Here is a 25,485-nt window from a genome sequence, read left to right on the forward strand (position 1 = left end):
GCGATTAACAGGGGGGCTAGCGAAAATGGCTGGCAATCGTCCGCGCCATCCCTATCTGCGCAGGACATGACAGACACTGCTCCGCTCGCCAGCATCGCTACCGATCTTAGCGGCGGCCGCACCTCCGGCCTTCGTTTCCTCGATGACGGCGGAACACTCGCGATCGTCCTCGATGTCACGGGATTGGCGGCCGAGGAGCGCGCCCCGCTGGAGGAAAAGCTGCGTGCCGGCCTGCTCGCGAGGCCGGGCGTGACGTCGGTGCGCGTCGCGATGACCGCCGAACGACGCGGCCTCACGATCATCGCCGTCGGCAGCGGCAAGGGCGGCGTCGGCAAATCGACGCTCGCCGCCAATCTGGCGGTCGCGCTGCAACGGCGCGGGGTGAAGGTTGGGCTGGTCGATGCCGACATCTATGGCCCGTCGCAGCCACGGCTGATGGACAGCGAAGGCGTCAAGCCCGAAGCGCGGGGATCCAAGCTGATCCCGGTTCCCAACGCTTTTGGCGTGCCAATGCTGTCGACCGGGCAGATCGCGGCGCCGGGCCAGGCGATCGCCTGGCGCGGCCCGATGGCGGGCAAGGCGCTCGAACAGCTTGTCGATGCAAGCTGGGGCGATATCGACACCCTGATCGTCGACCTGCCTCCCGGGACCGGCGACGTCCAGTTGACGATGATCCAGCGCCACAAGCCGGCGGGTGCGGTGATCGTATCGACCCCGCAGGATCTCGCCCTGATGGACGCAACGCGCGCGATCGCCTTTTTCGAACAGGCCGACGTGCCGATGATCGGGCTTGTCGAGAATATGGCCGGCTATGCCTGCCCGCACTGCGGAGAGGTCAGCGATCCTTTCGGCAGCGGCGGCGCAGAAGCGGCGGCGGGCGTGATGGGCCTCGACTTCCTGGGCCGGATTCCGCTGTCGATGGGAATCCGTCTGGCGAGTGACGGCGGAGTTCCGCCTGCGGCCGGAACCGACCCGCAGGGCGAATCGTTCCACGCCATAGCGGCAAAGGTCGCCGCCTGGATCGACGCAAGGAAGGGTAAATGATGGCCATCAACGACGACGCCGAAATCCGCGAGCTGCTGGCAAGTCCGCGCCGCATTGCCGTCGTCGGCGCCTCGCCGAATCCCGCGCGCGCGTCGAACGAGGTCCTCGCTTTCCTGATCCGTCAGGGTCATGACGTGATCGCTGTGAACCCCGGCCATGCCGGCAGCACGATTCATGGCGCGCCGGTCGTCGCGACCCTCGCCAACGTCGAACCGCCAGCCGAGATCGTCGATATCTTCCGGAACAGTGCCGACGCCGGTGCGGCGGTCGACGAAGCGATCGTCCACGGCGCGAAAGCCGTCTGGCTGCAGATCGGCGTCATCGACGAGGCTGCGGCAAAGCGGGCCGTGTCGGCGGGACTGGTCGTCGCCATGGACCGCTGCCCCAAGATCGAGATTCCGCGCCTCGGCCTGTTGCGCTGAATTTCTTTGCGCCGATTCACCGCTCTGACTATCAGCAGCGGGCATGACCGGCATCAGGGACAAAGTGGGGAAAAGCCAGTCGCGACTGCCGCACGTCAGCCGCCGTTCGATGCTGATCGGTGCGACCGCGGCGGGCGGGCTTGCAATCGCCTGGACGCTGTGGCCGCGCGACTATCAGCCGAACCTTGCCGCGGCGAAGGGCGAGCATGTCTTCAACGCCTTTCTGAAGATCGGTGACGACGGTCATATCGCGATGATCGTCCCCCAGTGCGAAATGGGTCAGGGCGTCACCACCCTGCTGCCGCAGATCATGGCCGACGAACTGGGCGCCGACTGGCGCACGATCGCCGTGGAAACCGCGCCGATCAATCCGCTCTACACCAATACCCTGCTGGTGGATGAGGACAGCGCGACCTTCATGCCGCGCAGCTTCGTCCCCGATTTCGTGTCGGACGTGCGCAGTTGGGCGCGGCGCGAATGGGCGGTGCGGCATGCCGTGATGCTGACCGCCAATTCGTCGTCGGTTCGGATGTTCGAGGCCCCGTGCCGCGCCGCCGCGGCGCAGGTGCGCGCGCTGCTGATGATGGCGGCCGCGCGGCACTGGGACGCCAATTGGGAAGACTGCGACACGCAGGACGGCTTCGTCATCCTCGGTCGGAAAAAGCTCCGCTTCGGCGACGTGGCGGCGGCGGCGGCCCTGCTCGCCCCCCCGGCGGAGCCGGTGTACCGCGCGTCGAGCGGCGACCCGCTCTACGGCAAGGAACTGACGCGGCTCGACCTGCCGGCAAAGATCGACGGATCGGCCAACTACGCAGGCGACATCCGCCTGCCCGACATGGTGTTTGCGGCGATCCGGCAAGGGCCGCTCGGGGCGACCCGGCTGAAAAGCATCGACCGCAAGGCCGGGATGAAATCCCCCGGCCTGCTCCACATCGTCGAGCATGACCGGTGGTTCGCCACCGTCGCGCGCAATTGGTGGGCCGCGAACGAGGCTCTCGACCGGTTCGCCCCGGTGTTCGAGACTACGGGGCCGCCGATCTCGTCCGATGGCATCGACAAGGCGCTGAAGGCCGCGCTGAAGGCGGACGGTTATCGCATGCGCCGGAACGGCGACGTTGCCTCGGCGATGGAGGGACGGCGGAGGATTTCGGCGCATTATGCCGTCGCCCCGGCGCTCCATGCGCCGATCGAGACGCGCACGGCGACCGCGGCCCCCGACGGCAACCGCCTGCGCATCTGGGTCGCGACGCAGGCTCCCGCGCAATGCCGCGACGCGATCGCCCGCGCGACAGGACTTTCGGCGGCGGGCGTGACCCTGTTTCCGATGATGGCGGGTGGCTCGTTCGACGCCTGTCTCGACCATAGCGTCGCGGTGCAGGCGGCCATCATCGCGCTGCAGGTGAAACGCCCCGTCCAGCTCGCATGGTCGCGTGCCGAGGAAATCATGCGTGATATCCCGCGCGCTCCGGCACGGGCGCAGATGACCGCGACGCTCAATGCGGCGGGCGGGATCGATGCCCTGGTCGCGCGGATCGCGGTGCCGCCGACCAGTCACGAGGTCCGCAGCCGCCTCTTCGACAACACACCAGCCGACGTCGCGCAGCGCGAAGCGGCTGGATCACCCGACGCAGTCGCGGTCGAGGGGCTTGCCGCCCCCTATTCGATCCCGCATCTCGCGGTCGATCATTGTCCGGGCGATATCGGCCTTCCGACCGGGCGCTGGCGGGGTAACGCCGACAGCTACACCGCCTTCTTCACCGAATGTTTCATCGACGAACTGGCGACGCGCGCCGGATCGGACGCCCTGTCCTATCGCATGTCGATGCTAGGGCAATCGCCGTTGCTCGCGCGCTGCCTGCTTACCGTCACCAGCCTCGGCGGCTGGGAGGGCGGCGTATCGGGGACTGCGCAGGGCCTCGCCTGTCACAGCATGCGCGGCAGTCACATCGCGCTGATGGCGACCGCGCGGCCGGGTGAAAATGGTTTGCAGGTCGAACAGCTTGTCGCGGTCGTCGATGCGGGCCGTCTGGTGAATCCCGCGATCGCGCGGCAACAGATCGAGGGTGGCCTGATTTTTGGCCTGGCCGCAGCTGTCGGCGCGACAGCCGATTACAGGGGAGGCATCGCCACCGCGCGCAAGCTTGGCCAGCTCGGCCTGCCGCGCCTGGCGCAAAGCCCTCAGATCCTGATCGAGTTCATCGAAAGCGACCGCGATCCCGGCGGCTTGGGCGAAATCGGGGTTCCGGTCGTCGCACCCGCCATCGCCAACGCGATGGCCGCCGCCACCGGTCGCCGCATCCGCCGCCTGCCGCTTTCGGCCGAGCCGGTATGACCGGTATCGCGCCGGGCGTCGGCGTCCTGCTGGTCAATCTCGGCACGCCCGACGCGCCGACGGCGGCTTCCGTCCGGAAATATCTGGCCGAATTCCTGAGCGACCGGCGCGTCGTCGAGATTCCAGCTTTGCTGTGGCAACCGATCCTTCGCGGCATCATTTTGCCGTTTCGGCCCCGAAAATCGGCGGAAGCCTATGCGCAGGTCTGGACCGATGAAGGATCGCCACTCGCCGCGATCACCCGCCGACAGACGGCCGCGCTTCAGGCTGCGCTCGGCCCCGATGTCGCGGTTTCCTATGCCATGCGCTATGGACAGCCGGCCATCGGCACGGCAATCGACGCGCTGTTCGCGGCGGGTTGCCGCCGCCTTCTCGTCGCGCCGCTCTATCCGCAATATTGCGGCGCCACGACCGCAACCGTCACCGATGCCGTGAACGCCCATCTTGCCGGACTGCGCTGGCAGCCCACGATGCGCTTCCTGCCGCCCTATCCCGCCGACCCCGCCTATATCGGCGCGCTGAAGGCGCGGATCGAGACGGGTCTCGCCGCGCTCGATTTCGCGCCCGACGTTCTGCTCGCAAGCTTTCATGGCATGCCCGAACGCACCCGTACACTCGGCGACCCCTATCACGACCAATGCCGCACGACAGCACGGCTCCTCGCCGAAGCACTCGGTCGCCCGATCGAGGTGGCGTTCCAATCGCGCTTCGGGCGCGCCAGATGGCTCGAACCCGCAACCGACGCCACGCTTGCACGGCTTGGCAGTGAAGGAAGAAGCGTTGCGGTCGTTGCCCCCGGCTTTGCCGCCGACTGCCTCGAAACTCTGGAAGAGCTGGCGATCAGGGGGAAGGAACAATTCACCGCTGCCGGAGGCTCCGCTTTCGCCTATCTTCCCTGCCTCAACGACGACACAACGGGAATGGCAATGCTCGAAGCCCTTGTCCGGCGCGAACTTGCCGGATGGCATTGAAATGGAAGGCGCTTACTTCCTGTTTAGGTCCTTGGGCTAAGCCTGTCCGAAGCGGCGCCGGACCCGACCGGCCACCGCACCATGGAAGGATGGGCGATGAGCGATCTCAACGGCGCAGCGCTGATGCTCGGCGGCCTTATGCTCGTGTGGGCGCTCGGCATGTTCGCCTTCTGGTGGATGCGCCGTCCACGCCCTGACCCGGCCGCCTATGCCGCGCCGGCGGCGCCGCGCGAGATCCGCATCCCGAAGCTCACGCGCAAGGCCGAACCCGAAGCCGCGCCGATCGAAATTTCCGCGTCACGCCTCGCGCGGATCAGCGGTAAGACGACCCCGGACAAGTTCGACGACGCCTTATCGTTCTACGAATCCGAAACCGACGCCCCGTCCGCTCTCCCGCCGATCAGAGACGAACCCCCGGTCGTGGTCGAACTCGACAGCGCCGCGCCGCAGGACTCGACACCTGTCGAGGCTGTGCATGAAACTGCGCCGGTTTCTGAAAACCCGCCTGTCGTCACGATGCCAGAGCCCGCAATCGCGGCGCCCGCGCTCGACGAAGAGCTGCTCGAATCACTTGCCGCCGACGTCGAGCGCCGGGCCCGGATCGCCGATGTCCCGCTCGCCGATACCCCATTTTCCGAGGCTCCGCCCGCCAGCGCGGTGATCGACAAGCCCGTCAACGGCGTTGTCGCTTATCTGGTTCCCCAGACCCCACCTCGCGACGCGATCTTCCGCAAGAGCTGGCTGGGCGGTCGGCCTCACCTGCCTGCGGATATCGCATGGCCGCGCGTCGACGGCAGCGACGCCGATTTTCTGGCGCAGATCGCGTGCACCGACTTGCCCTCCGCCTTGTGGGACGGTCTGGGTCCGCGCACCGGCTCGCTGGCCTTCTTTGCCAATCCCGACACGGGCGCGGTAGCCGCGCTCCACCTCATCGACGAAGGCGAGCCGCGTGAGCCGTCTCGCCCTGTCGGCGGCGCCTATTTCCATCCCTATGGCATCGATTCGGCTGACCTCATGCAGCTGACAATCCGCGCCTTTCCCGAATGGCCAGTCGATGTCGTGATCGTGGAGCCGGGCGACGCCGGTCCGCGCCAAGCCGAAGCCAGCGATGTCGCCGCTCAGCTTGCGGCGGATTATGACATCGCCGACCCCGCCTTCCATCCGTTCGACTGGGCGAGCATGCTCGCGCTCGCCGACATCCTCGAAAGCCGCCTCGCGCAGCAACCGCTGGGCGGGCCGGCGCCCGACGATGCAAGCGATGAACTGGCGCAGGCGATGGTTGATGCCGACGACGCGAACCGTGACGCCGTCCAGCGCGCCGCGGAGATCATCACTATCATCCGCGAGGGCTCCGAACAGGGTGCCGGATTCTCTCCGCCCGATGCGACCGCTGTGATGGCCGGACTGCACGCGATCCGTTGGGCGCGCGTCTGGGCCGTTGCCGACGAGGAATCGGGCGAGGACCGTGTCGAAACCTTGGTTCTCCCGCTCACCCGCCACCGCCCCGACGGGGATTTGTGGGTCGACGCCTATCGCACCGTCCTGTTCGATCACGCGAAGCACGCCTGGTGCCGGAACCCTGGAATCCTGTCGGCTCCGGCACGCGCCTTTTTCGAGCCGCTGTGGGGAGTGATGGCCATTTCCGAAATCCCGTCGATGGGCAATTTCCCGTCGCTGCACGCAGTCGGCTTTGACGACGAGCGTGATGTCGTGATGCTGGAATTCCCGGCTGGGGGCCTGATGAGCCGCGGGGTTCGCGAGGGCGGAAACCTTGTCCTCGCGATGCGCAAGGCAGATCTTGCGGCCGGCGACTTTTCCGCGATGCGGGCCCTGCGCAGTAACTGATTGGACCGCTCGCCCGAATTGCCCGGCGATTGACGTTCCGGTCAACTTGCGGGGTGCCGAGACGGGTCCTAAGCAAGGTCAAGAACGTCGTTTTGGGAGATCGGCAACATGGCACGTATCGCAATCGTCACGGGTGGCAGCCGCGGCATCGGGGAGGCAATCAGCCTCGCGCTGAAAGACGCAGGGGCGACCGTTATCGCCAACTATGCCGGCAATGATGAAAGGGCCCGCGAATTCAGCGAGCGGACGGGCATCAGGACCTATAAATGGGATGTCGGCGATCATCAGGCGTGCCTCGATAGCTGCGCACAGATTGCCGCCGAGGTCGGGCCGATCGACATCGTCGTTAACAACGCCGGAATCACGCGCGACGGAACGCTCGCGCGCATGAGCTATGACGACTGGCATGATGTGATGCGCGTCAACCTTGGCGGATGCTTCAACATGGCCAAGGCGACGTTCGGCGGCATGGTCGAACGCGGCTGGGGCCGCATCGTCAACATCGGGTCGATCAACGGTCAGGCCGGCCAATACGGCCAGGTCAACTATGCCGCCGCCAAATCGGGCATCCATGGCTTCACCAAGGCGCTGGCGCAGGAAGGCGCGAAGAAGGGCGTGACGGTCAACGCCATCGCGCCGGGCTATATCGACACCGACATGGTCGCCGCCGTGCCCGCGCCGGTGCTGGAAAAGATCGTCGCCAAAATCCCGGTCGGCCGCCTCGGTCAAGCCGAGGAAATCGCGCGCGGCGTGGCGTTTCTGTGCAGCGAAGATGCGGGGTTCGTGACCGGATCGACAATGAGCATCAACGGCGGGCAACACATGTATTGAGGGCTGCCCGCCGCTCCGAACGCCCTATTCGATCGTACAGCCGACCACACGCCAGCTATCGCCTTCCAGCGCGAGCGAGAGCGTTTCGGTGGCATCGGCCTTGTTCGCGTAGCTCGTCTTGAACGTCACGATCTGATAGCCGTAAGGCGGCGCGGGCACATGATCCTCTCGCACCAGTTTACGCGACACGACCGCACCCAGCGGCGCACGCACCGATTGCGAAACGGCTGCCCACTGATCGCTGGTGTTCAACGACTTGAATGCCTGACCCGTGGCGTTCCAGCTGGCGTTCCAGTCGCCCGCATCGACAAGCGCGAGCCATTCCCGCGCCGCATGGACGGGCGCGGTTTCAGCCACGGACGCCGATGAAGCAGAGGACAGCGAGATTGCGGGCGTCACCGCTGGTCCCGAAAGGGACGAAACGGCAAACAAGGCAAGACTGATCGACATGAGAATTCCTCCAACGACCCAGCCGGCGCGCCGCACCATGCGGCGCGCCGGGGCTGGTGAGGAAACATCTGTCACTGCGGCGGCTGCCCCGGCATCCCCGAAAGATTCGTACCCGACGGGTTCGGGGGTCCGGCGTTCGATGTCGCGGAGCTGACGTGCGGCCTCGCGGCTGCTCGAAACCGCCATCTTGCGCCGCGCGTCGCGAAGCCGCTCATTGATCGTATGCACCGAAAGGCCAAGGTGGCGCGCCATCGATTTCGCGTCATAACCGCTGACGAGCAGGCGAAGCGTCTCCTTTTCCTTTTCGGTGAGGGCCTGAAATCCTGGGGTCATGGCTTGCCTGCGGTCGCGCGGTTCGGAAGGAGCGGTTTATGAAGCACGGCCCCGGCGATCCACCCCAAATAAATCGTACCTCGATTGTCCATGCAGGCTGTACACGCGGGGCATGGTCTCGCCCTATCATCCTCCCGTCAAACGATCGGTGACCATTGCCGGGCATCCGACATCGATCAGCCTCGAACCCCTGTTCTGGGATGCTCTGGAGGCGGAGGCCGAACGGCAGGCTCTGCCCGTCAACGCGCTGGTCGCGCGGATCGACGTCGCGCGGATGGAAGTCGACGATCCGCCGAACCTGACGTCGGCGATCCGGCAATGGCTATGGCGGGCCCGCGCTGCCGACCAGGGAGGCCCCTAGAGCGGAACTCTATATCGCCGCGTACACGGCCCTGCCGAACGCCGCCCCCTTGTCGGGGGAGTGGTGGAGGAACAGCGAAGGTTCGATCAGTTCGAGTTCGATGATGTGGAGCGTGCCCGCGGCATCACCAACCATGTCGACCCGTGCGTAGACCGTCTCGGCAGGCGCCGCGGCGAGCGCCGCCAACGCCAGGCTTCGCGCCTCGGCGCTTGCATCCCAATCGGCCTCACGGCCACCGAACTGTTCCTGCACGCGAAAGTCGCCCGACGCGGGGCGCTTGACGATCGCGTGGCTGAAATTGCCGTCAAAGAAGAAAAGCGAAAATTCGCCGTCGGTCAGGATTCCCGGCATCAACGGCTGGACGAGACGGCGCTGGCCGATCGCATCCGCCGGAATCGGCGCCCCCGCGGCGACGCGATGCGTGCCGTCCGCACCGCCGGAAATCGCCGGCTTCACCACCACCTCACCGTGACCGAGCGCGGCCCGCGCGGCGGTAAGGCTCGACTGGTCGAGCGACGCGACCTCGACGGTCGGCACGACACGAACGCCCGCCTCGGCAAGTTCGGCAAGATAGGCCTTATCGCTGTTCCAGCGCAGCACCGGCACCCGATTGACGACAGGCAGCGCTTCGCGCTCCAGTCTGTCGAGCAGCGCATACCAGGTCGCGACCTCGCGCTGATAGCCCCAGGCGAACAGTGGTAGGATCAGGTCATAGCCGCCAAGGTCGCCGGGATCGCTCCACACGCGCTGTTCGACGGCCAGCCCGGCCCCTGTCAGAGCGGCCGCCTTGCGCGCAAAGGCGGGCTGCCAAAGCTCGTAATAGTCAGGCGCCGGAACGAGGATCGCAACGCGCGGCTGATACGGCATTACCGGCCCAGAAGTCCGCGCGCCTGACCCGCGATGTGCGACAGCATCGCGCCGTTGGGATTCGGGATCGTGCGCGCCCGATCGACTGTCGCCCGGAACTGTCCGACCCGCGCGCCATTGTCGGCCAGCCATTTCGTCACGGCTGTGTCGAGGTCGCCCTTCGGCAGCCCCGCCAGGAAGCTGAGGCGCATCTGCTGGAAATCGCGCGCGAGGCTGTTGACCAGCAGGCGCTCCCACGGGTCCGCCGGGCTCATATGCGCCGCAAGCGTTTGTGCCCAGTCGAGCCCCAGCGCTTCGCCCAGATGGGTGAAGGCGTGCGTCACCGCCACCTCATCATCGCCGCGACGCGCGGCCAGATCAACGATGCCGATCGCGCCGTCGGTCTTGAACAGACCCACGACCGCCGACGTCAGCGTTGCGGGTGCGCCGGCGTCGAGCAACTGCTGCGCCAGCATGTCCCACTGGCGCCGTACCGAGTCGCTAAGCAGCCCGTCGACGCGCGCCATCAGGCGATCGACCCCCGGCTCCAGCCGGGCAACCACCGGCCCCGGCTGGGCAAGCGTCGAGGTGACGCGCAACAGGTCTGCCATCTGCGATGTCATGGCCGAGGCAGCCTGGCTGAACAGCGACAGGCGAATGCCTTCGTCGATCTTTGCGGTGTCAAGCGCCGACCAGATATCCTTCATGTCCAGCAACCGTTCGACCGCGACGAATGCCGATGCGACGTCGCCTAGCGAACAACCTTCCTCTTCGACAAGCTCGAAGGGATGGACGACGCCCAGGCGGTTGATCATCCGATTCGCCAGCTTGGTCGCGATGATTTCGCGGCGCAGCTGATGTTCCGCAATCGCCGTAGCAAAGTCGCGCTGCATCTCCGACGGAAAGGCTGCGGCAAGATCGCTCGCGAGCGCCGGATCGTTCGGCAACACGCTGTCCTCGATCGCGTCCTGAAGCGCGAGCTTCGCGGTCGAGAGCAGCACCGCGAGTTCGGGACGGGTGAGCCCTCGCCCTTCCTGCGCGCGGCGCAGCAATTCGTCGTTCGCCGCCAGCCCCTCGACCTTGCGGTCGAGCCGGCCGGTGGTCTCGAAAGTTTCCATGATCCGCACGAGCGACGGCACCGCTGCCGCGCCGCCCTTTTCGGCGATCGACAACGCCAGTGCCTGAAGGCGATTGTCTTCAAGCACAAGGTCCGCGACATCGTCGGTCATGCGCACGAGCAACGCATCGCGATCGTCCTTGGCCAGGCGCCCTTCGATCATCTCGCGGTTCAGCGCGATCTTGATGTTCACCTCATTATCCGAACAATCGACGCCCGCGCTGTTGTCGATGAAGTCGGTGTTGATGCGGCCGCCCTTGGCAGAAAAGGCAATGCGCGCCGCCTGCGTGACGCCCAGATTCGCCCCTTCGCCCACCGCACGGACGCGCAGATCCTCGGCATCGACACGCAGCGCATCGTTCGCGGGATCGCCGACCTCGGCATTGTTCTGGCTTGCGGCCTTCACATAGGTTCCGATGCCCCCAAACCAGAGCAGATCGGCCGGCGCCTTGAGAATGGCGGAGATCAGCGCCATCGGTTCGATGTCCGCCTGCGACAACCCCAGAACAGCCTGCACTTCCGCGGTCAGCGGAATGCTCTTCTGGCTGCGCGGGAAAACCCCGCCGCCCTTCGAAATCAGCTTTCGGTCATAATCATCCCAGCTCGACCGCGGCAGTTTGAACAGCCGGTCGCGCTCCTTCCAGCTTTTCGCCGGATCAGGATCGGGGTCGAGGAAGATGTGACGATGATCGAACGCCGCGACCAGCTTGATCGCTTTCGACAGCAGCATGCCGTTGCCGAAGACATCGCCCGACATGTCGCCGCAGCCGACAACCTGGACGGGATCGGTCTGCACATCGATGCCCATTTCGGCAAAATGGCGTTGCACCGATACCCACGCCCCGCGCGCGGTGATCGCCATGCCCTTATGATCATAGCCGTTCGATCCGCCGCTCGCGAATGCATCGCCGAGCCAGAAATTGCGTTCCATCGCCAGCGCGTTGGCGACGTCGGAGAAGGTCGCCGTGCCCTTGTCGGCAGCAACGACGAAATAGGGATCGTCGCCGTCGCGGATCACGACGTCCTTCGGGTGGACGACCTTGCCGCCGACCAGATTATCGGTGACCGAAAGCAGCGAGCGGATGAAGATGCGATAGCATTCGGTGCCTTCAGCGAACCAGGCATCGCGATCCTCCGCCGGGCTCGGCAGCGCCTTGGGATAGAAGCCGCCTTTCGCACCGGTCGGCACGATGACGGCGTTCTTCACGCGCTGCGCCTTCATCAGCCCCAGCGTCTCGGTACGGAAGTCGTCGCGGCGGTCCGACCAGCGAAGCCCGCCGCGCGCGACCGGACCGGAGCGCAGGTGGATGCCCTCTACCCGCGGGCTGTACACCCAAACCTCGCGCCAGGGCAGCGGCTTGGGCAGTCCGGGGATGAGTGCGCTATCGATCTTGAATGCCAACGCCTCGGCCGCCGCGGGGGCAAAAGCGTTGGTGCGCAGCGTCCCGCCGATCACGGCGTGGAAAAGACGCAAGATGCGATCGTCGTCGATCGACTTGATCGCGGCGAAGCCAGCGAGAATCTCGGCATTGAGCGCTTCGGCTCGCGCAACATCGGCTGCCTTCGGATCGTGCAGCGCGCGGAACCGGTCAACGAGCGCCGCCGTGAGTTGCGGCGCGTGGCGCAGCGCGGCGACAACCGTGTCCATGCCATAGCTCGACCCGCCCTGGCGCATGTAGCGGAACCAGGCACGCAGCCACACAATGGCCTTCGGATCGGTCTGCGTGACCAGAACCAGTTCGTTGAAGGCGTCATTCTCGGCCTTGCCGTCAAGGACCGCGGCGATCGCGCCTTCGATCACCTCGACATGCGGAAGCAGCGCAGCCTCGTCGACCGACGAGGGAAGACGAAGCGAAAAATCGTGAATGAAGGTCGGTGCATCGGCCCCGTCATCGTCGGATCCGGCACGAACATGAAGCTCGGTCGGGATTTCCTCGAGCACCTCGAACCCGAAATGTTCGAGTGCGGGTACCACATCGGACAGCGCAAGCGGACCTGCCGCGCTGTACACCTTGAGCCGCAGCCGGTCGTCGCCGTCGAGGCTCTTGCGCGCCAGCCGGACACTGCGCGGACTTTCGGTATCGAGATCGCGCAGGCGCAGGATGTCGCGCGCCGCTTCTTCCGGATTATAGAGGTTGCGATAATTCGCCGGGAACAGCGGTGCGAAGCGCGCCGCCAGCGCCGCAGCACGGCCCGCGTCGCCGCGCTTGGCGAGCGCCGCCTCGACCTCGGGCTGCCAGCCGCGAACCATCTGTTCGAGCTGGGCGTTCAGCGTTTCCGCGTCGGGAACGACGCCGCCGCTACGCAGGTCGAGCGTATAGCGCAGCAACGCCGCCCCGCCGTCCTCAAGCACCATCGTCCAGCCGATCACGGCCGCCTTTGCCTCCCGCACGAGCAGCGATTCAACCGCAAGGCGGCGCCCCGTCGAAACCTCGTCGCGCGGCAGCCACACAAAGGCAAAGAGATGGCGGCCAAGTGCGCTCCGCACCATCACGATCTTCGGTCGCGGCCGGTCGGTGATCGACATCGAAGTCAGTACCAGTTCCTCAAGCGAGGCCGTATCGAACGCGATGAGCAGATCATGCGGCAGCGCCGTGAGCGCGTGCGCGAGCGCCTTGCCCGCGTGCCCCGTCGGATCGAAGCCGAATTTCGCCATCAGGGCGTCCAGCTGCGCGCGCAACATCGGCACCTTCGCAGGCGGCGTGGAGAGCGCGGCGCTCGTCCACAGGCCGGCGTGGATCGACAGACGCTCGACCGTCTTCCCCTTGAGTTCGGGAACGACGACGAGGTCGAGCAATACGCGGCGATGCACCGCGGACAGGCGGTTCGACTTGATCAGCAGCGGCCCCGAGCCGCCCTGATCAAACCAGGCGAAAGCGGCGGCGAGCGCATTGGGCGAAAGAAGCTGGCTCGCGCCGGTCGCCGAAATTCCGAGCGCGTCGTGAACCGCGCCATCGCGCGTACGCCATTCGTGCCCCAGCTGCGTCATCGCGCCGCCCTCGAACCAGCGCAACAACTCGGCGGCTTCACCATCGGCGCGCATCGCAGCGTCGGCAAGCATCGCCGCGCGCATGGCCTTCCAGTCAATGACCGCGGCCCGCACATCGGAAAGCGCGGCCTCCAGCGCGTCGAGTAGGCGGCGGCGCGCCCGCGCGTCGCCGCGCTCAAGCTCCATATAGATGACCGACTCACGGTCGCCGCCCGTACGCGCCGCCTCGGCACTCGTCAGCTTTCCTTTGGCGTCGCGTTCGACCGAGACGACAGGATGCAGGATGCGGTGGATCGCCAGCCCCTGAGCCCCGACGATCTGCGATGTCGAGTCGACGAGGAACGGCATGTCGTCGTTGACCACGACCAGCCGCATCCGGCGGTCGGTGCCATCGACCGTCGCCGGTTCCAGCAACAGCGACGGCTTGCCGGCCGTACGCTCGAGCGACGCGCGCGCCGCGAACTCGCCCGCAGCCGCGAGCGCCTTCGCATCGAGGTCGTCACCCTCGCCGGGCAGCGCGCTGCTCTGCAACGCGGCCTGATAGACCTTGGAAATTTTGGCAGGAGCCTGCGGCGCCGACGCAACGTCAGCTTCCGGCGAGTCAGTCTGATTAGAAGGCATAAGGGTCTTACATCCCGAACCAAGGTTGGCAGGCCTCTACCGGGGGGACCGGCCGGCCCGTTCGCGAGCCCACCCTATGCGCCTCTGGCGCGCGCGGTTCAACACCCCGCGTCGCTTCGCGCAAAATAATTTCAATTCTTGGGTTGTCTGTTACGCGAACGACACGCGACGGGGTCAGCTCGATTCCCTCGCGGCCATATCTCAAGGAGCGATCGGAATCGCTTTCTTGGCAAGCCTCGCGATCAGCGTGGAATCCTCGGCCGCCTTTGCCACGATACCGATATGGCCACCCGGCATGGTCCGCGCGATCAGGACGACGAATTCGGCGTCGCCCGCATCATGTTCGAGGATGACGGCGGGATGCGCACGGCGCAGGGCATCGACGGCGCCCTCGCCCTGCTCTTCGCTTTTCTCGGGCTTGCGACGGGCCCGCGCGTTCTTGACGAGACCCTTGAGCCCCCCCGGATAGCGGTCGAGATAGCTGGCAAGTTCGCCGCGACCGACGCCTTCTTCCCTGGCGTGTCCCAGTACGCAGGCATATTCGGCAAGGCGCGTCTTGTCATAGGTCGCGCCGAAGACAAGCTTCACCACCGGCGTCATCGGCGCGCGGTCCTGCGCCTGCAAACCGGCATCGGCGAGAAGTTCGGCGAAGGCTTCGGGCTGTGCGTCGGCCGCGATGGCGAAATCCCATGCCTTGCCGACCGCCTGATACAGCGCGGAGCGGCTGCGACTGTCCGCCGCGATCGCGCGTTCCGCCGTTTCGCGCGCCAGTGCTAACCAGTCGGCGAGTTCGGCGTCGCCTGCCGGATCGGCCGCGCTCGCGGCGTCTTCGACGAAAGCGTCGTCAAGCGGATCATTTTCGTTTTCGACGCTGTCGTTCAGCGCCGCGAAGCCCGGAAGCGCGTCGACGCCGGTCACTTCATGGTCGATATGCTCCGAATCGGGTCCGTCGGCCCATACAGGGACGGGCGCGGTCAGCGGCGCCGCGCTCCGCAGCGCCTGCTCGACCGAAAGCTGCAGTTCCTCTTCCTGCTCGGCGGGAACGCCTTCTTTCCAGTTGATCACACCCATGATGAAGTCGATCGAGTCGTCGTCAGACGAAAAGGGGAGAAGGATGCCTCGGTACATGATCGTGATGCCGCGATCGTTGACGAATTCCGCCTCGAAGCCGATCGGCGCGCGGTTGGCAATGATCTGAAGATAATGGTCGGTCAGCCGCGACAACAGCGAACGGCCAGGAATCTGGCTGATATAATGGACATCCTCATCGATCTGCGATTCTTCGCGCAGCGTTTCGCCGACAAAGGACAGGCCGGGATTCTCAATTCCAGCGGTGAAATCGAGCAGCACCGAATACGGCCCGAAGTCGGCGCCGTCGAGATCGAGGTCCTCGACCGAAGGATAAGCCCGGTCGGAAAGCAGCGAGGCCCAGTAATTATAGGCCCGGACCTGCATCCGGCGTTCATCGACGCCGACCGAAGGGGGCGCGTCGATTGCGCCATCGTCCTGGTCGTGGCTGCCCGAAAGCAGCCCGCGCAAGCTGTCCATCATATGTCCCCAGTCGCAAACATCGACGGATGTCATGCACCGGAACTGGTAAAGGCGGCGTAAACGATGCTCGGCGGCGACACCTTTTGCGCCCCGTTTGCCTGCCGCGCCAGGCCGCGTTTATGCGATGCCGCGCCTTGTAACGGTCAGTGTGGCCGAGGCTTTAGGGTCGGGGACCCCGATAGCCGGCATCACGCAAGCCGCGTGTCGATCGGCAACCCGGCCTTCAGCGTCAGCGTCACCGGCGTGCGTTCGGCGATATCGGCCATGCGGGCGTTCTGGTCCGCGTCGAGTCCCGTAATCGTCAGCGTGCGTTCGATGCGGCGCTCTTCCGACCCATGCAGGCGCAGCGCCACATCGACCGATTCGAGCGGCCAGCCCTTGCGGTCGGCATACATGCGCAGCGTGATCGCGGTACAGGCGCCAAGCCCGGCGAGCAGCAGATCATAGGGCGCAAAGCCCGCATCCTGACCGCCCAGCGCGACCGGTTCGTCGGCGACAAGATCGCGGCCGCCGACGCTGATCTCGGTGCGATATCTGTCCTTGCCGATATGGGCGGTGCCGTGAGCCATGTCGTATCTCCTGCTGTATGAAATCCACCCGATATCGGAGCGCCGCGACCATATCTACAGCCCGCGCCCGTACCCCGCGCTACCCGATCCGGAAGTGGCTGATAAAAGGTCGCAGCCGCCACCAGATCTGTTCCTCGTCGAGGATCCCGTCCTCGACACCCGCAAGCCTGCTGAGCATCGAATCGCCCGTGACGATCGACAGGAACAGGTGCGCTGCGGCGGCGGGATCGTCGATCTCGGCCTCCCCGGCGGCGGTCCAGGCCGCGAACAGGTCGGACAGTTCGGCAATGAAGGGAAGGTGCAGATCGCGGTATGTCTGCAGTGCAAAGTCCCGATCGCGCAGGCATTCGGACACCAGCATCCGCATCAGCGCCACCGAACGGGGCGATTGCCAGACATCGCATTCGCGGCGGACATAGGCCATCAGCATATCGACGTTCGAATGGCTGGCGCCGCTGGCACAGCAACCCGTCCGTTCCTCGGTCGTCTCGTCGCGCCAGCGGATCGCAATGGCATGGAGCAGGCCCTGCTTGTTGCCGAACAGGTCGTAAAGCGTCGCGAGAGACCCTCCCGAGCGCCGGACGATGTCGGCAAGACCCGTTCTGTCATATCCCTGTTCTATGAACAGCGCCTCCGCCGCGTCGAGGATCGCTTCATGCCTCCTCTCGCGCACGCGCGACCTATCTGTTTGACATGACGTCAATTCATTTATGTCCAACGGCAGTTCCTCTCCCTTGCCCTTTGGTGTAATTTAAATTACATGGCGCCGAAGCGCAACGGTTTCATCCCGTTCGACGTTCACCAAGCAGCGAATTCTCCAGGGGTCCTTATGAGTCGCGTCCTTCCTTTTGCAAGCGCCGCGCTGGCGCTGTTGCTCGCCGCCTGCTCGTCGGAAGCGCCGCCCGCGCCGCCGCCGCCCGAGGTCAATATCGTGACGGTCGGCACCCAGGCGATCCCGAACGTCATCGAATTGCCCGGCCGCGTGCAGGCCTATCGCACGGCCGAGGTGCGTGCGCGCGTGGACGGCATCGTCGAACGCCGCCTGTTCGAAGAAGGCAGCTATGTCGCGGCGGGCAAGGCGCTGTTTCGCATCGACCCGCGCCAGCTTACCGCCAATGCCAATGCCGCGCGCGCGCAGCTTGCCCGCGCACAGGCGACCGCTGCCAACGCCCGTCAGGTCGTCAGCCGCTATCAACCGCTGCTGTCCGAGCAGGCGATCGGCAAACAGGAATATGACGCCGCGGTCGCCGCCCAGCGTACGGCGGAAGCCGACGTCCAGTCGGCGCAGGCCAATCTCGATTCGGCGCGGCTCAGCCTGGGCTATGCGACCGTCACGGCGCCGATCAGCGGCCGCGCGCGCCGCGCCGAGGTGACCGAAGGCGCTCTGGTGAGCGCCGGGCAGGGCACGCTGCTGACGACGATCGAACAAATCGACCGCGTCTATGTCAATTTCGGTCAGTCGAGTTCGGACCTGATGGCGATCCGCCGCGACATGGAAAGCGGCAAGCTGGAAGTGCCGCCGGTCGGGCGCGTCGCGGTCGACCTGATCCTCGAGGACGGCACCCCCTATCCAGTCGTCGGGCATCTCGATTTCTTCGACCTGTCGATCGACGAGGCGACGGGCACCGCCGCGCTGCGCGCCGAATTCCCGAACCCGGTCAACGGGCTGCTCCCCGGCCAGTTCGTCCGCGCGCGCATCAAGGCCGGCATCCGACCGAACGGCATCCTGATCCCGCAGCGCGCGGTGAAGCTGTCTTCCGATGCGGCGACGGTGATGATCCTCGATTCCAAGAATGTCGTCACGATCCGCCCGGTCAAACTGGGGACGATGGAGCAGGGGCAGTGGGCGATCCTCGACGGGCTTCGCCCCGGCGACCGCGTGATCGTCGACGGCCTGCAAAAGGTCCAGCCGGGGCAACCGGCAAAGGTCGCCGGTACCGCATCGACGCGGCCCAAGCCCGCGAAAACCCCGACGACCAAGCGCTGAGCAGCCGATCATGACACCCCGCTTTTTCATCGACCGGCCCATTTTCTCATGGGTCATCGCGATCGGCATCCTTCTCGCCGGGATCATCGCGCTGCGCGGGCTTCCCGTGGAACAATATCCGTCGGTCGCGCCGCCATCGCTGACGATCAGCGTCACCTACCCCGGCGCCGACGCCGGCACGCTCGAACAGAATGTCACGCAGGTGATCGAGCAGGAGCTGAACGGCGTCGAAGGCTTCCTCTACATGGCCTCGACCAGCGAATCGAACGGCACCGCCTCGATCACGCTGACCTTCGAGGCCGGAACCGACATCGACACCGCGCAGATGGAAGTGCAAAATCGCCTGCGCCGCGTCGAACAGCGGCTGCCGGAGGATGTCCGCCGTCAGGGAATCTCGGTCACGGAAGCCAATTCCGGTTTCCTGCTGATCGTCGCGATCACCTCGAAAAGCGGCAACACCGACCCGATGGAGGTCAATAATTTCGCCAACACGCGCGTACTCGACGAGCTGCGCCGCGTGAACGGGGTCGGCAATGTCCAGGCGTTCGCCCCCGAATATGCGATGCGGATCTGGCTCGATCCGCAAAAGCTTGCCTCGCACAATCTGTCGCCGGCCGAAGCGCTCGCCGCCGTGCAGGAACAGAACAGCCAGACGCCGGGCGGTCAGCTTGGCGACCAGCCGCTCGCCAAGGGCGCGCAGCTCAACGCCGTGATCACGACGCAGGGACGCTTCACCAAACCCGAGCAGTTCGAAAGCATCATCCTGCGCGCCAACCCCGACGGATCGGCGGTCACGCTGGGCGACGTCGGCCGCGTCGAACTGGGCGCCGCAAGCTACCTCTTCTCGTCCGAACTCAACGGCAAGCCGATGGCCGGGCTTGCCGTCCAGCTCACCCCCGGCGCGAACGCACTGTCGACCGCCGAGGGCATCCGCACGCGGATGGACGAACTGTCGAAGGGCTTCCCGCCCGACATCACCTGGTCGATCCCCTATGACACGACGCCCTTCATCAGCCTGTCGATCGAGGAAGTGGTAAAGACGCTGGGCGAAGCGATGCTGCTCGTCTTCCTCGTCATGTTCCTGTTCCTCCAGAACTGGCGGGCGACGGTGATCCCGACCGTCGTCGTGCCGATCGCGCTGGCGGGCGCCTGCCTCGGCCTCTGGATGGCGGGCTTCTCGATCAACGTGCTGACCCTGTTCGGCATGGTGCTGGCGATCGGCATCCTCGTCGACGATGCGATCGTCGTGATCGAAAATGTCGAACGCATCATGAGCGAGGAGCATCTCTCGCCCTATGAAGCGACGGTGAAGGCGATGGGCCAGATCACCTCGGCGATCATCGGCATCACGCTGGTGCTGATCGCGGTGTTCATCCCGATGGCGTTCTTCCCCGGATCGACGGGGGGCATCTACCGCCAGTTCTCACTGACGCTCGCGATCTCGATCGCCTTCTCGGCGTTGCTGGCGCTGACGCTGACGCCCGCGCTTTGCGCGACGCTGCTGAAACCGCACGACAATAGCGTCCGCAAGGGTCCGGTCGGCGAGCGGCTCGACCGCTTCTTCGCCGGCTTCAACGGCTGGTTCGGGCGCACGACCGACCGCTATCAGGGCGGTGTCGGTCGCATTTTGTCGGCGCCGCTGCGCTGGCTGGGCATCTTCCTTGCAATGGTCGCGGTGACGGCGCTGCTGTTCACGCGCCTGCCCGGCTCGTTCCTGCCGCAGGAAGACCAGGGCTATCTGATCACCGTCGTGCAGGCGCCGCCCGGCGCCACGACACAGCGCACGAACGAGGCAACGAAGCAGGTGAAGGCCTTTTTCGCCCAGCAGCCGCAGGTCGCCAACGTCGTGTCGGTCAACGGCTTCAGCTTTTTCGGGCAGGGTCAGGCGAACGCGATCATGTTCACCCCGCTGAAGCCGTGGGAGGACCGCAAGGGTCACGAAAACAGCGCCGATGCCATTGCAGGCAAGGCGATGGGCGCCTTCATGGGCATCAAGGAAGCCTTCGTCTTCTCGCTCAGCCCGCCGTCGATTCCCGAACTCGGCACCGCGAGCGGTTTCACCTTCAAGCTTCAGGATCGCGGCGGGAATGGCCGCGCGGCCCTGATGCAGGCGCGAAACCAGATGCTCGGCGGCGCGATGCAGAGCAAGCTGCTCGCCAATGTCCGGCCCGAGGGGCAGGAGGATGCGCCGGTGCTGAAGGTCGATATCGACCGCATCAAGGCGCGCGCGCTCGGCCTGTCGATCGGCGACGTCAACGCCACGCTCGCGATCGCCTTCGGTAGTGCCTACGCCAACGACTTCACGCGCGAGGGCCGCGTGCTGCGCGTCCTGATCCAGGCCGATGCGGCCAGCCGGATGACGCCGCAGGACGTGACCGATCTCAAGGTCCGCAGCGCCGACGGGCAGATGGTGCCCTTCGGGTCGTTCAGCACCGCCACATGGTCGGCCGAGGCGCCGCAGCTTCAGCGGTACAATGGCTATCCGGCGATGACGATCTCGGGCGAGCCCGCACCCGGACAGTCGACCGGCGAAGCGATGGCGGAGATGGAGCGGCTCGCCTCTGCGCTGCCTTCGGGCTTCGCCTATGAATGGACCGGCATCTCGTACGAGGAGAAGCAGTCGTCGGGCCAGATCGGGATGCTGCTCGGCCTGTCGCTCGTCGTCGTCTTCCTGCTGCTCGCGGCGCTTTACGAAAGTTGGTCGGTGCCCGTCGCGGTACTTCTGGTGGTGCCGCTGGGCGTGCTCGGTGCTGTCCTCTTTTCGATGCTTCGCGGGCTTTCGGCCGACATCTATTTCAATGTCGGGCTGATCACGATCATCGGCCTGTCCGCAAAGAACGCGATCCTGATCGTCGAATTCGCGATCGAGCAGGAGGCCGAAGGCAAGTCGACCCTCGACGCGGTGATGGAGGCGGTGAAGCTGCGCCTGCGTCCGATCATCATGACCAGCCTCGCCTTCATCCTCGGCATGGTGCCGCTGGTGATCGCAAGCGGCGCGGGCGCGGCGAGCCGTATCGCGGTCGGATCGGGCGTGATGGGCGGAATGATCGCGGCCACGTTGCTCGGCATCTTCTTCATCCCGCTTTTCTACCTCTCGGTGCGCAAATGGCTGAGCCGCAAGCGTCCGCCAGCGCCCACCGAAAAGGGTCATCATGACCCGGAGCCCGATCATGCGTAATCTCGCCATCCTCATCGCCGCGACAGCGCTCGCCGGCTGCGCCAATCTCGCGCCGCCGCATGTTCGGCCGCCGCTGCCGACCGACACGCAATATCCTGACGGTTTCGCGAACGACGTCGCGCCGGGACAGCGCGCGACCGAAATCGGCTGGCAGGATTTCTTCGCCGATCCGCAGCTCGCGGTGCTGATCGCCCGCGCGGTTGAACGCAACCGCGACCTCGCGATCGCCGTCGCACGGATCGAGGAGGCGCGGGGGCAGTATCGCATCCAGGACGCCGATCGCCTGCCGACGGTGGGCGCGAGCGCCGGGGCGACGCGGAGCCGCGGCGCCTCGCTCACAGGCGTCGGAACCGACACCACGAACCGCTATTCGGTCGGGGTCGGCGTGACCTCGTTCGAGCTCGATTTCTGGGGGCGGGTGAAAAATCTCTCGGACGCCGCGCGCAGCCAGTATCTTGCGACCGGACAGGCCGAACGCGCCTTTCGCCTGACGCTGGTCCGCGACGTCGCCTCGGCCTATTTCGCCTCGCGCGGCGCCGAGGAGCAGATCAAGCTTGCCGAAGCGACGGTGACGAGCCGCAAGGAAGGGCTGCGCATCGCAAGGCTGCGGCTCGACGCGGGGGTGACCTCGGCGCTCGACTACCGCCAGTCGGAAACGCTGCTCACCCAGGCCGAGACCGAGCTCGCCAGCCTCAGGCTCGCGAAGGCGCAGAGCGACAATTTCCTCGCCGTGCTGGTCGGCGGACCGCTGCCGCCCGACCTTCCGGCCCCGCTACCGCTAGCCGCGCAGTCGAGCCCGCCCGCACTGTCCGCCGGCCTGCCCTCCGACCTGCTGGTCGCGCGGCCCGACATCCTGTCCGCCGAGGAACAGCTTCGCGCCGCGCGCGCCAATGTCGGCGCCGCGCGCGCCGCATTCTTTCCGTCGATCTCCTTGACCGGCTCCGTCGGCTTCGCGTCGAGTTCGCTCGACAACCTGTTCGGCAACAACGGCCTGACGTGGAGTTTCGGCCCGTCGATCAGCCTGCCGATCTTCGACTTCGGGCGCAACAAGGGCAATCTGACCGTTGCCGAGGCGCGGGAAAATATCGCGGTCGCAACCTATGAAAAGACGGTCCAGACGGCGTTTCGCGAGGTCGCCGACGCGCTCGCGGGGCGGCGCTACCTCGCCGAACAGGTCGAAGCGCAGGAACGCGGCACGCTCGCCCAGCGCCGCATCGCCGACCTCGCGCGCAAACGCTATCGCGAAGGCGTCTCGACCTACCTCGAAGTCCTCGATGCCGAACGCAACCTCTTTGCCGCCGAACAGGCGTTGATCGAACTGCGCCGGGCGCAGGTCGACAATCTGGTCACGCTTTATGTGGCCCTGGGCGGCGGGCTGGTCGAACGGCGCTGATCGGACCGCACCGGCTCCGGTAACGGGCGTCGCGGTTCGCGGGGCGCCCGAAGCTTCGTTTCGCCCCGCCAAACCACCCGCCCGGCAAGTGAACGGCGCTTTAACCCCCTTATCGCCTTCCAACTATCGCCGACGAAGCGCAGCCTGCGCACAGGTGTCGTCCTAAAAAAGCGGATGCCCGCCATCTTTACGCGGCGGATCTTCCCGAAAAACCAAAAACATAGTCAGACCAACAGGAGAGACTGCCATGCCTCGTCACGGCGTATATCCGCGCGACATCGTTCCGCCTCGTTCCCAATATTCCGACGCCGGCCGTTTTGGCCGCATGTTCGGCGAACTGCCGCCCTTCGCGGCCGACACCCCCGACGTTCGCGCGGCCCTGATCGAGATCGGCAAGGTCGGCGGCATCATGGATGCCAAGGACAATCTGACCAAGACCCCCGCCGAACTCATCACCAACCCCGCACTGTCGGCCAAGAACAGCGATAACCCGAACCTGACCGCCGGCTTCACCTTTCTCGGTCAGTTCCTCGATCATGACATGACCTTCGATCCGACCTCCAGCCTGGAACGGCAGGTCGATCCCGAACAGATCGCCAACTTCCGGACCCCCAGTCTCGGCCTCGACAATGTCTACGGCGCCGGGCCCGGCGGCAGTCCGCATCTCTATGACACGCAGGGCGGCAAGGGCGGCAAGTTCCTGCTCGAACCGACAGGCACCGCGAACAAGTTCGACCTGCCGCGCAACAGCCAGAAGGTGGCGCTGATCGGCGATCCGCGCGACGACGAGAATCTGATCATCGGCCAGTTGCAGGTCGCCTTCCTCAAATTTCACAACGAGGTCGTCGAATATGTGAAGACCAAGATCAAGCTGACGGGGTCGGACGAGATCTTCGCCGAAGCGCAACGGATCGTGCGCTGGCACTATCAATGGATCATCGTCCATGAATTCCTGCGCCGCACGTGCGGGGACGCGGTGGTCGACGACGTCCTCCAGAACGGCCGCAAATTCTATAGCTGGCATAACGAGCCCTACATCCCGGTCGAATTTTCGGTCGCGGCGTATCGGTTCGGGCACAGCCAGATCCGGCCGTCCTATCGCGCCAACTTCACCGGAAACGGCGGCAATCCCTTTTTCGCGATGATCTTCACCCCGACGCCATCGGACCCGAACGACCCCGATGACCTGTCGGGCGGGTGCCGCGCGCCGCGGCGGTTCGTGGACTGGCCGACCTTCTTCGACTTCAGCGACGGCAATGTGAAGCCGAACAAGAAGATCGACACGACGCTGTCGACAGCGCTGTTCCGCCTGCCCGGATCGGTCGTTCCGAATCCCGATCCCAAGACGAACCCCGCGTCGCTGGCCCAGCGCAACCTGCTGCGCCACCTGACCTTCTCGCTTCCGTCGGGACAACGGGTCGCGCGCGCGATGAAATTGCCCGAACTGTCGAAAGGCGACCTCGCCGACCTCAAGCCGCACGGCTTCGACGACCGGACCCCGCTGTGGTTCTATATCCTTCGCGAAGCGCAGGTGACGCAGAATGGCGAACGGCTGGGGCCGGTCGGGGCGCGGATCGTGACCGAGGTCTTCCTTGGCCTTCTCCAGGGCGACAAGGGATCCTATCTCGCGCAGGATCCCGAATGGCAGCCGTTCCTGCCGACGGTCGATGCGTCGAAACAGGGCGACGATTTCAAGATGGTGGATCTCCTGAAATACGCGCAGGTCGCCTGATCGTCCGCGCGGACTGGCGGCACCATCGCAGTGCCGTCAGTCCGCGCGCCGCACTCAGTCGGCGGCGAATGCGATCCGGTCGGCGGCCGCGCCCGCCATCATGAAGCCGACGGGGCGCTCGCTCTCTTCCTGAAGGTGCCCGATCAGGCTGGCGGTGCGCGCAAGAAGCGAAATCCCTTTCAACGCCTCGAGCGGATAGCCGACATCCAGCATCACCGCGGGAATCGCTCCGTTGACGTTGATCGGCAGCGTCCGGCCGATCGTGTCGGGCAGCGCATCCTGTACCGCATGGAGCATGGCGACATGCCGGCCATCGACGCCATGTTCGCGGGCAAGCGCCAGCAGGCGGATCGCGCGCGGATCGCCCGCCGAATGTTCGGGATGGCCGAGGCCGGGGATCGCCTGCCTGTCGGCGCGAAGCGCGGCGATGCCCGCTCTGGCGGAGTCGGCCTCGGTCAGGCCGTCGCGGTCCATCGCCTCGATCCTCCCGGCCAGGAAGCGGCCAGCGGTTTCCGCACTCCCCAGCACGACCGATCCGCAACCGAGCAATCCCGCCGCGACCGCGCCCTGAAACGCTTCCGGCGCGGCAGCCATCGTCATCCGCGCAACGGCGACGCTCGGCACCAAACCATGCTCGGCAATCGCGCACAGCACGGCGTTGGCAAAGAATTTCTGCGTCTCGGTCGGCGGCGTCCCGGTGACCAGCAGCCAGAAATAATGCGTGAAATCGAGATGGCCGATGACCTCATCGGCAACATTCAGCCCGCGGACCGTGATACTCTTCGCATCGGAGGTCGCGATCGACGTATAGCCATTGTCCTGTTTGCCGATGCGCATGGCCTTTTCCTCTTTTTTCGATCATCGAAGTTGATTTCACTATGCGAATTTTTTAGGAGGGCTGTCAAGTTGCTCC

General features: G+C 65.7%; 18 protein-coding genes. 11 read left to right on the plus strand and 7 right to left on the minus strand.

Annotated elements, in window-relative coordinates; translation table 11 throughout:
• Positions 1-66 precede the first annotated feature (66 nt).
• From JNM03_RS18275 to phbB, 6 genes are all read left to right on the plus strand, one after another.
• Positions 67-1,044, plus strand: a complete 978-nt coding sequence (locus JNM03_RS18275) for an Mrp/NBP35 family ATP-binding protein (protein WP_294038864.1) — start codon at positions 67-69, stop codon at positions 1,042-1,044.
• A complete protein-coding gene (locus JNM03_RS18280) occupies positions 1,044-1,466 on the plus strand; it encodes a CoA-binding protein (RefSeq protein ID WP_294039073.1) in 423 nt (140 codons plus the stop codon). The genes JNM03_RS18275 and JNM03_RS18280 overlap by 1 nt, the downstream gene beginning before the upstream one ends.
• Positions 1,467-1,509: 43 nt before the next feature.
• Positions 1,510-3,798 (plus strand): molybdopterin cofactor-binding domain-containing protein, encoded by a 2,289-nt coding sequence (locus tag JNM03_RS18285; RefSeq protein WP_294038866.1) that lies wholly within the window; start codon positions 1,510-1,512, stop codon positions 3,796-3,798.
• Positions 3,795-4,769 (plus strand): ferrochelatase, encoded by a 975-nt coding sequence (hemH, locus tag JNM03_RS18290; protein ID WP_294038868.1) that lies wholly within the window; start codon positions 3,795-3,797, stop codon positions 4,767-4,769. The genes JNM03_RS18285 and hemH overlap by 4 nt, the downstream gene beginning before the upstream one ends.
• Positions 4,770-4,865: 96 nt before the next feature.
• The gene (locus tag JNM03_RS18295) at positions 4,866-6,614 is read left to right on the plus strand and encodes a DUF1963 domain-containing protein (protein WP_294038869.1); all 1,749 of its coding nucleotides are present in this window, start codon (positions 4,866-4,868) and stop codon (positions 6,612-6,614) included.
• A gap of 108 nt (positions 6,615-6,722) precedes the next feature.
• Positions 6,723-7,445, plus strand: a complete 723-nt coding sequence (gene phbB, locus JNM03_RS18300; RefSeq protein ID WP_294038871.1) for an acetoacetyl-CoA reductase — start codon at positions 6,723-6,725, stop codon at positions 7,443-7,445.
• Positions 7,446-7,469: 24 nt separating this feature from the next.
• On the opposite strand, the gene JNM03_RS18305 is transcribed toward phbB, so the two are convergent.
• Positions 7,470-8,228, minus strand: a complete 759-nt coding sequence (locus tag JNM03_RS18305; protein WP_294038873.1) for a DUF4019 domain-containing protein — start codon at positions 8,226-8,228, stop codon at positions 7,470-7,472.
• Between the two features lie 112 nt (positions 8,229-8,340).
• On the opposite strand from JNM03_RS18305, the gene JNM03_RS18310 reads away from it, so the two are divergent.
• Positions 8,341-8,589, plus strand: coding sequence for a ribbon-helix-helix domain-containing protein (locus JNM03_RS18310; protein WP_294038875.1), 249 nt, complete (start codon positions 8,341-8,343; stop codon positions 8,587-8,589).
• Positions 8,590-8,598: 9 nt separating this feature from the next.
• Here the strand turns inward: JNM03_RS18310 and JNM03_RS18315 are convergent, their stop codons facing one another.
• From JNM03_RS18315 to JNM03_RS18335, 5 genes are all read right to left on the minus strand, one after another.
• The gene (locus JNM03_RS18315) at positions 8,599-9,456 is read right to left on the minus strand and encodes a hypothetical protein (protein WP_294038877.1); all 858 of its coding nucleotides are present in this window, start codon (positions 9,454-9,456) and stop codon (positions 8,599-8,601) included.
• Positions 9,456-14,162 (minus strand): NAD-glutamate dehydrogenase domain-containing protein, encoded by a 4,707-nt coding sequence (locus tag JNM03_RS18320; RefSeq protein ID WP_294038879.1) that lies wholly within the window; start codon positions 14,160-14,162, stop codon positions 9,456-9,458. The genes JNM03_RS18315 and JNM03_RS18320 overlap by 1 nt, the downstream gene beginning before the upstream one ends.
• A gap of 201 nt (positions 14,163-14,363) precedes the next feature.
• The gene (locus JNM03_RS18325; protein ID WP_294038881.1) at positions 14,364-15,713 is read right to left on the minus strand and encodes a hypothetical protein; all 1,350 of its coding nucleotides are present in this window, start codon (positions 15,711-15,713) and stop codon (positions 14,364-14,366) included.
• A 188-nt stretch (positions 15,714-15,901) separates the two neighbouring features.
• Entirely contained in the window at positions 15,902-16,282 is a 381-nt protein-coding gene (locus JNM03_RS18330) for an OsmC family protein (RefSeq protein ID WP_294038883.1), read from the minus strand.
• Between the two features lie 79 nt (positions 16,283-16,361).
• Positions 16,362-16,955 (minus strand): TetR/AcrR family transcriptional regulator, encoded by a 594-nt coding sequence (locus JNM03_RS18335; protein WP_294038884.1) that lies wholly within the window; start codon positions 16,953-16,955, stop codon positions 16,362-16,364.
• Between the two features lie 156 nt (positions 16,956-17,111).
• Between JNM03_RS18335 and JNM03_RS18340 the strand changes: the two genes are divergently transcribed.
• From JNM03_RS18340 to JNM03_RS18355, 4 genes are all read left to right on the plus strand, one after another.
• Entirely contained in the window at positions 17,112-18,269 is a 1,158-nt protein-coding gene (locus tag JNM03_RS18340; RefSeq protein ID WP_294038885.1) for an efflux RND transporter periplasmic adaptor subunit, read from the plus strand.
• Positions 18,270-18,279: 10 nt separating this feature from the next.
• On the plus strand, positions 18,280-21,447 hold the full coding sequence (locus JNM03_RS18345; RefSeq protein WP_294038887.1) for an efflux RND transporter permease subunit: 3,168 nt from the start codon (positions 18,280-18,282) through the stop codon (positions 21,445-21,447).
• The gene (locus tag JNM03_RS18350; protein ID WP_294038889.1) at positions 21,440-22,840 is read left to right on the plus strand and encodes an efflux transporter outer membrane subunit; all 1,401 of its coding nucleotides are present in this window, start codon (positions 21,440-21,442) and stop codon (positions 22,838-22,840) included. The genes JNM03_RS18345 and JNM03_RS18350 overlap by 8 nt, the downstream gene beginning before the upstream one ends.
• Before the next feature lie 247 nt (positions 22,841-23,087).
• Entirely contained in the window at positions 23,088-24,572 is a 1,485-nt protein-coding gene (locus tag JNM03_RS18355; RefSeq protein ID WP_294038891.1) for a heme peroxidase family protein, read from the plus strand.
• A gap of 54 nt (positions 24,573-24,626) precedes the next feature.
• Here the strand turns inward: JNM03_RS18355 and JNM03_RS18360 are convergent, their stop codons facing one another.
• Positions 24,627-25,409, minus strand: coding sequence for a citryl-CoA lyase (locus JNM03_RS18360; protein WP_294038893.1), 783 nt, complete (start codon positions 25,407-25,409; stop codon positions 24,627-24,629).
• Positions 25,410-25,485: the final 76 nt, after the last annotated feature.

It is taken from the genome of Sphingopyxis sp. (assembly GCF_016793825.1).
Taxonomy (GTDB): Bacteria; Pseudomonadota; Alphaproteobacteria; order Sphingomonadales; family Sphingomonadaceae; genus Sphingopyxis.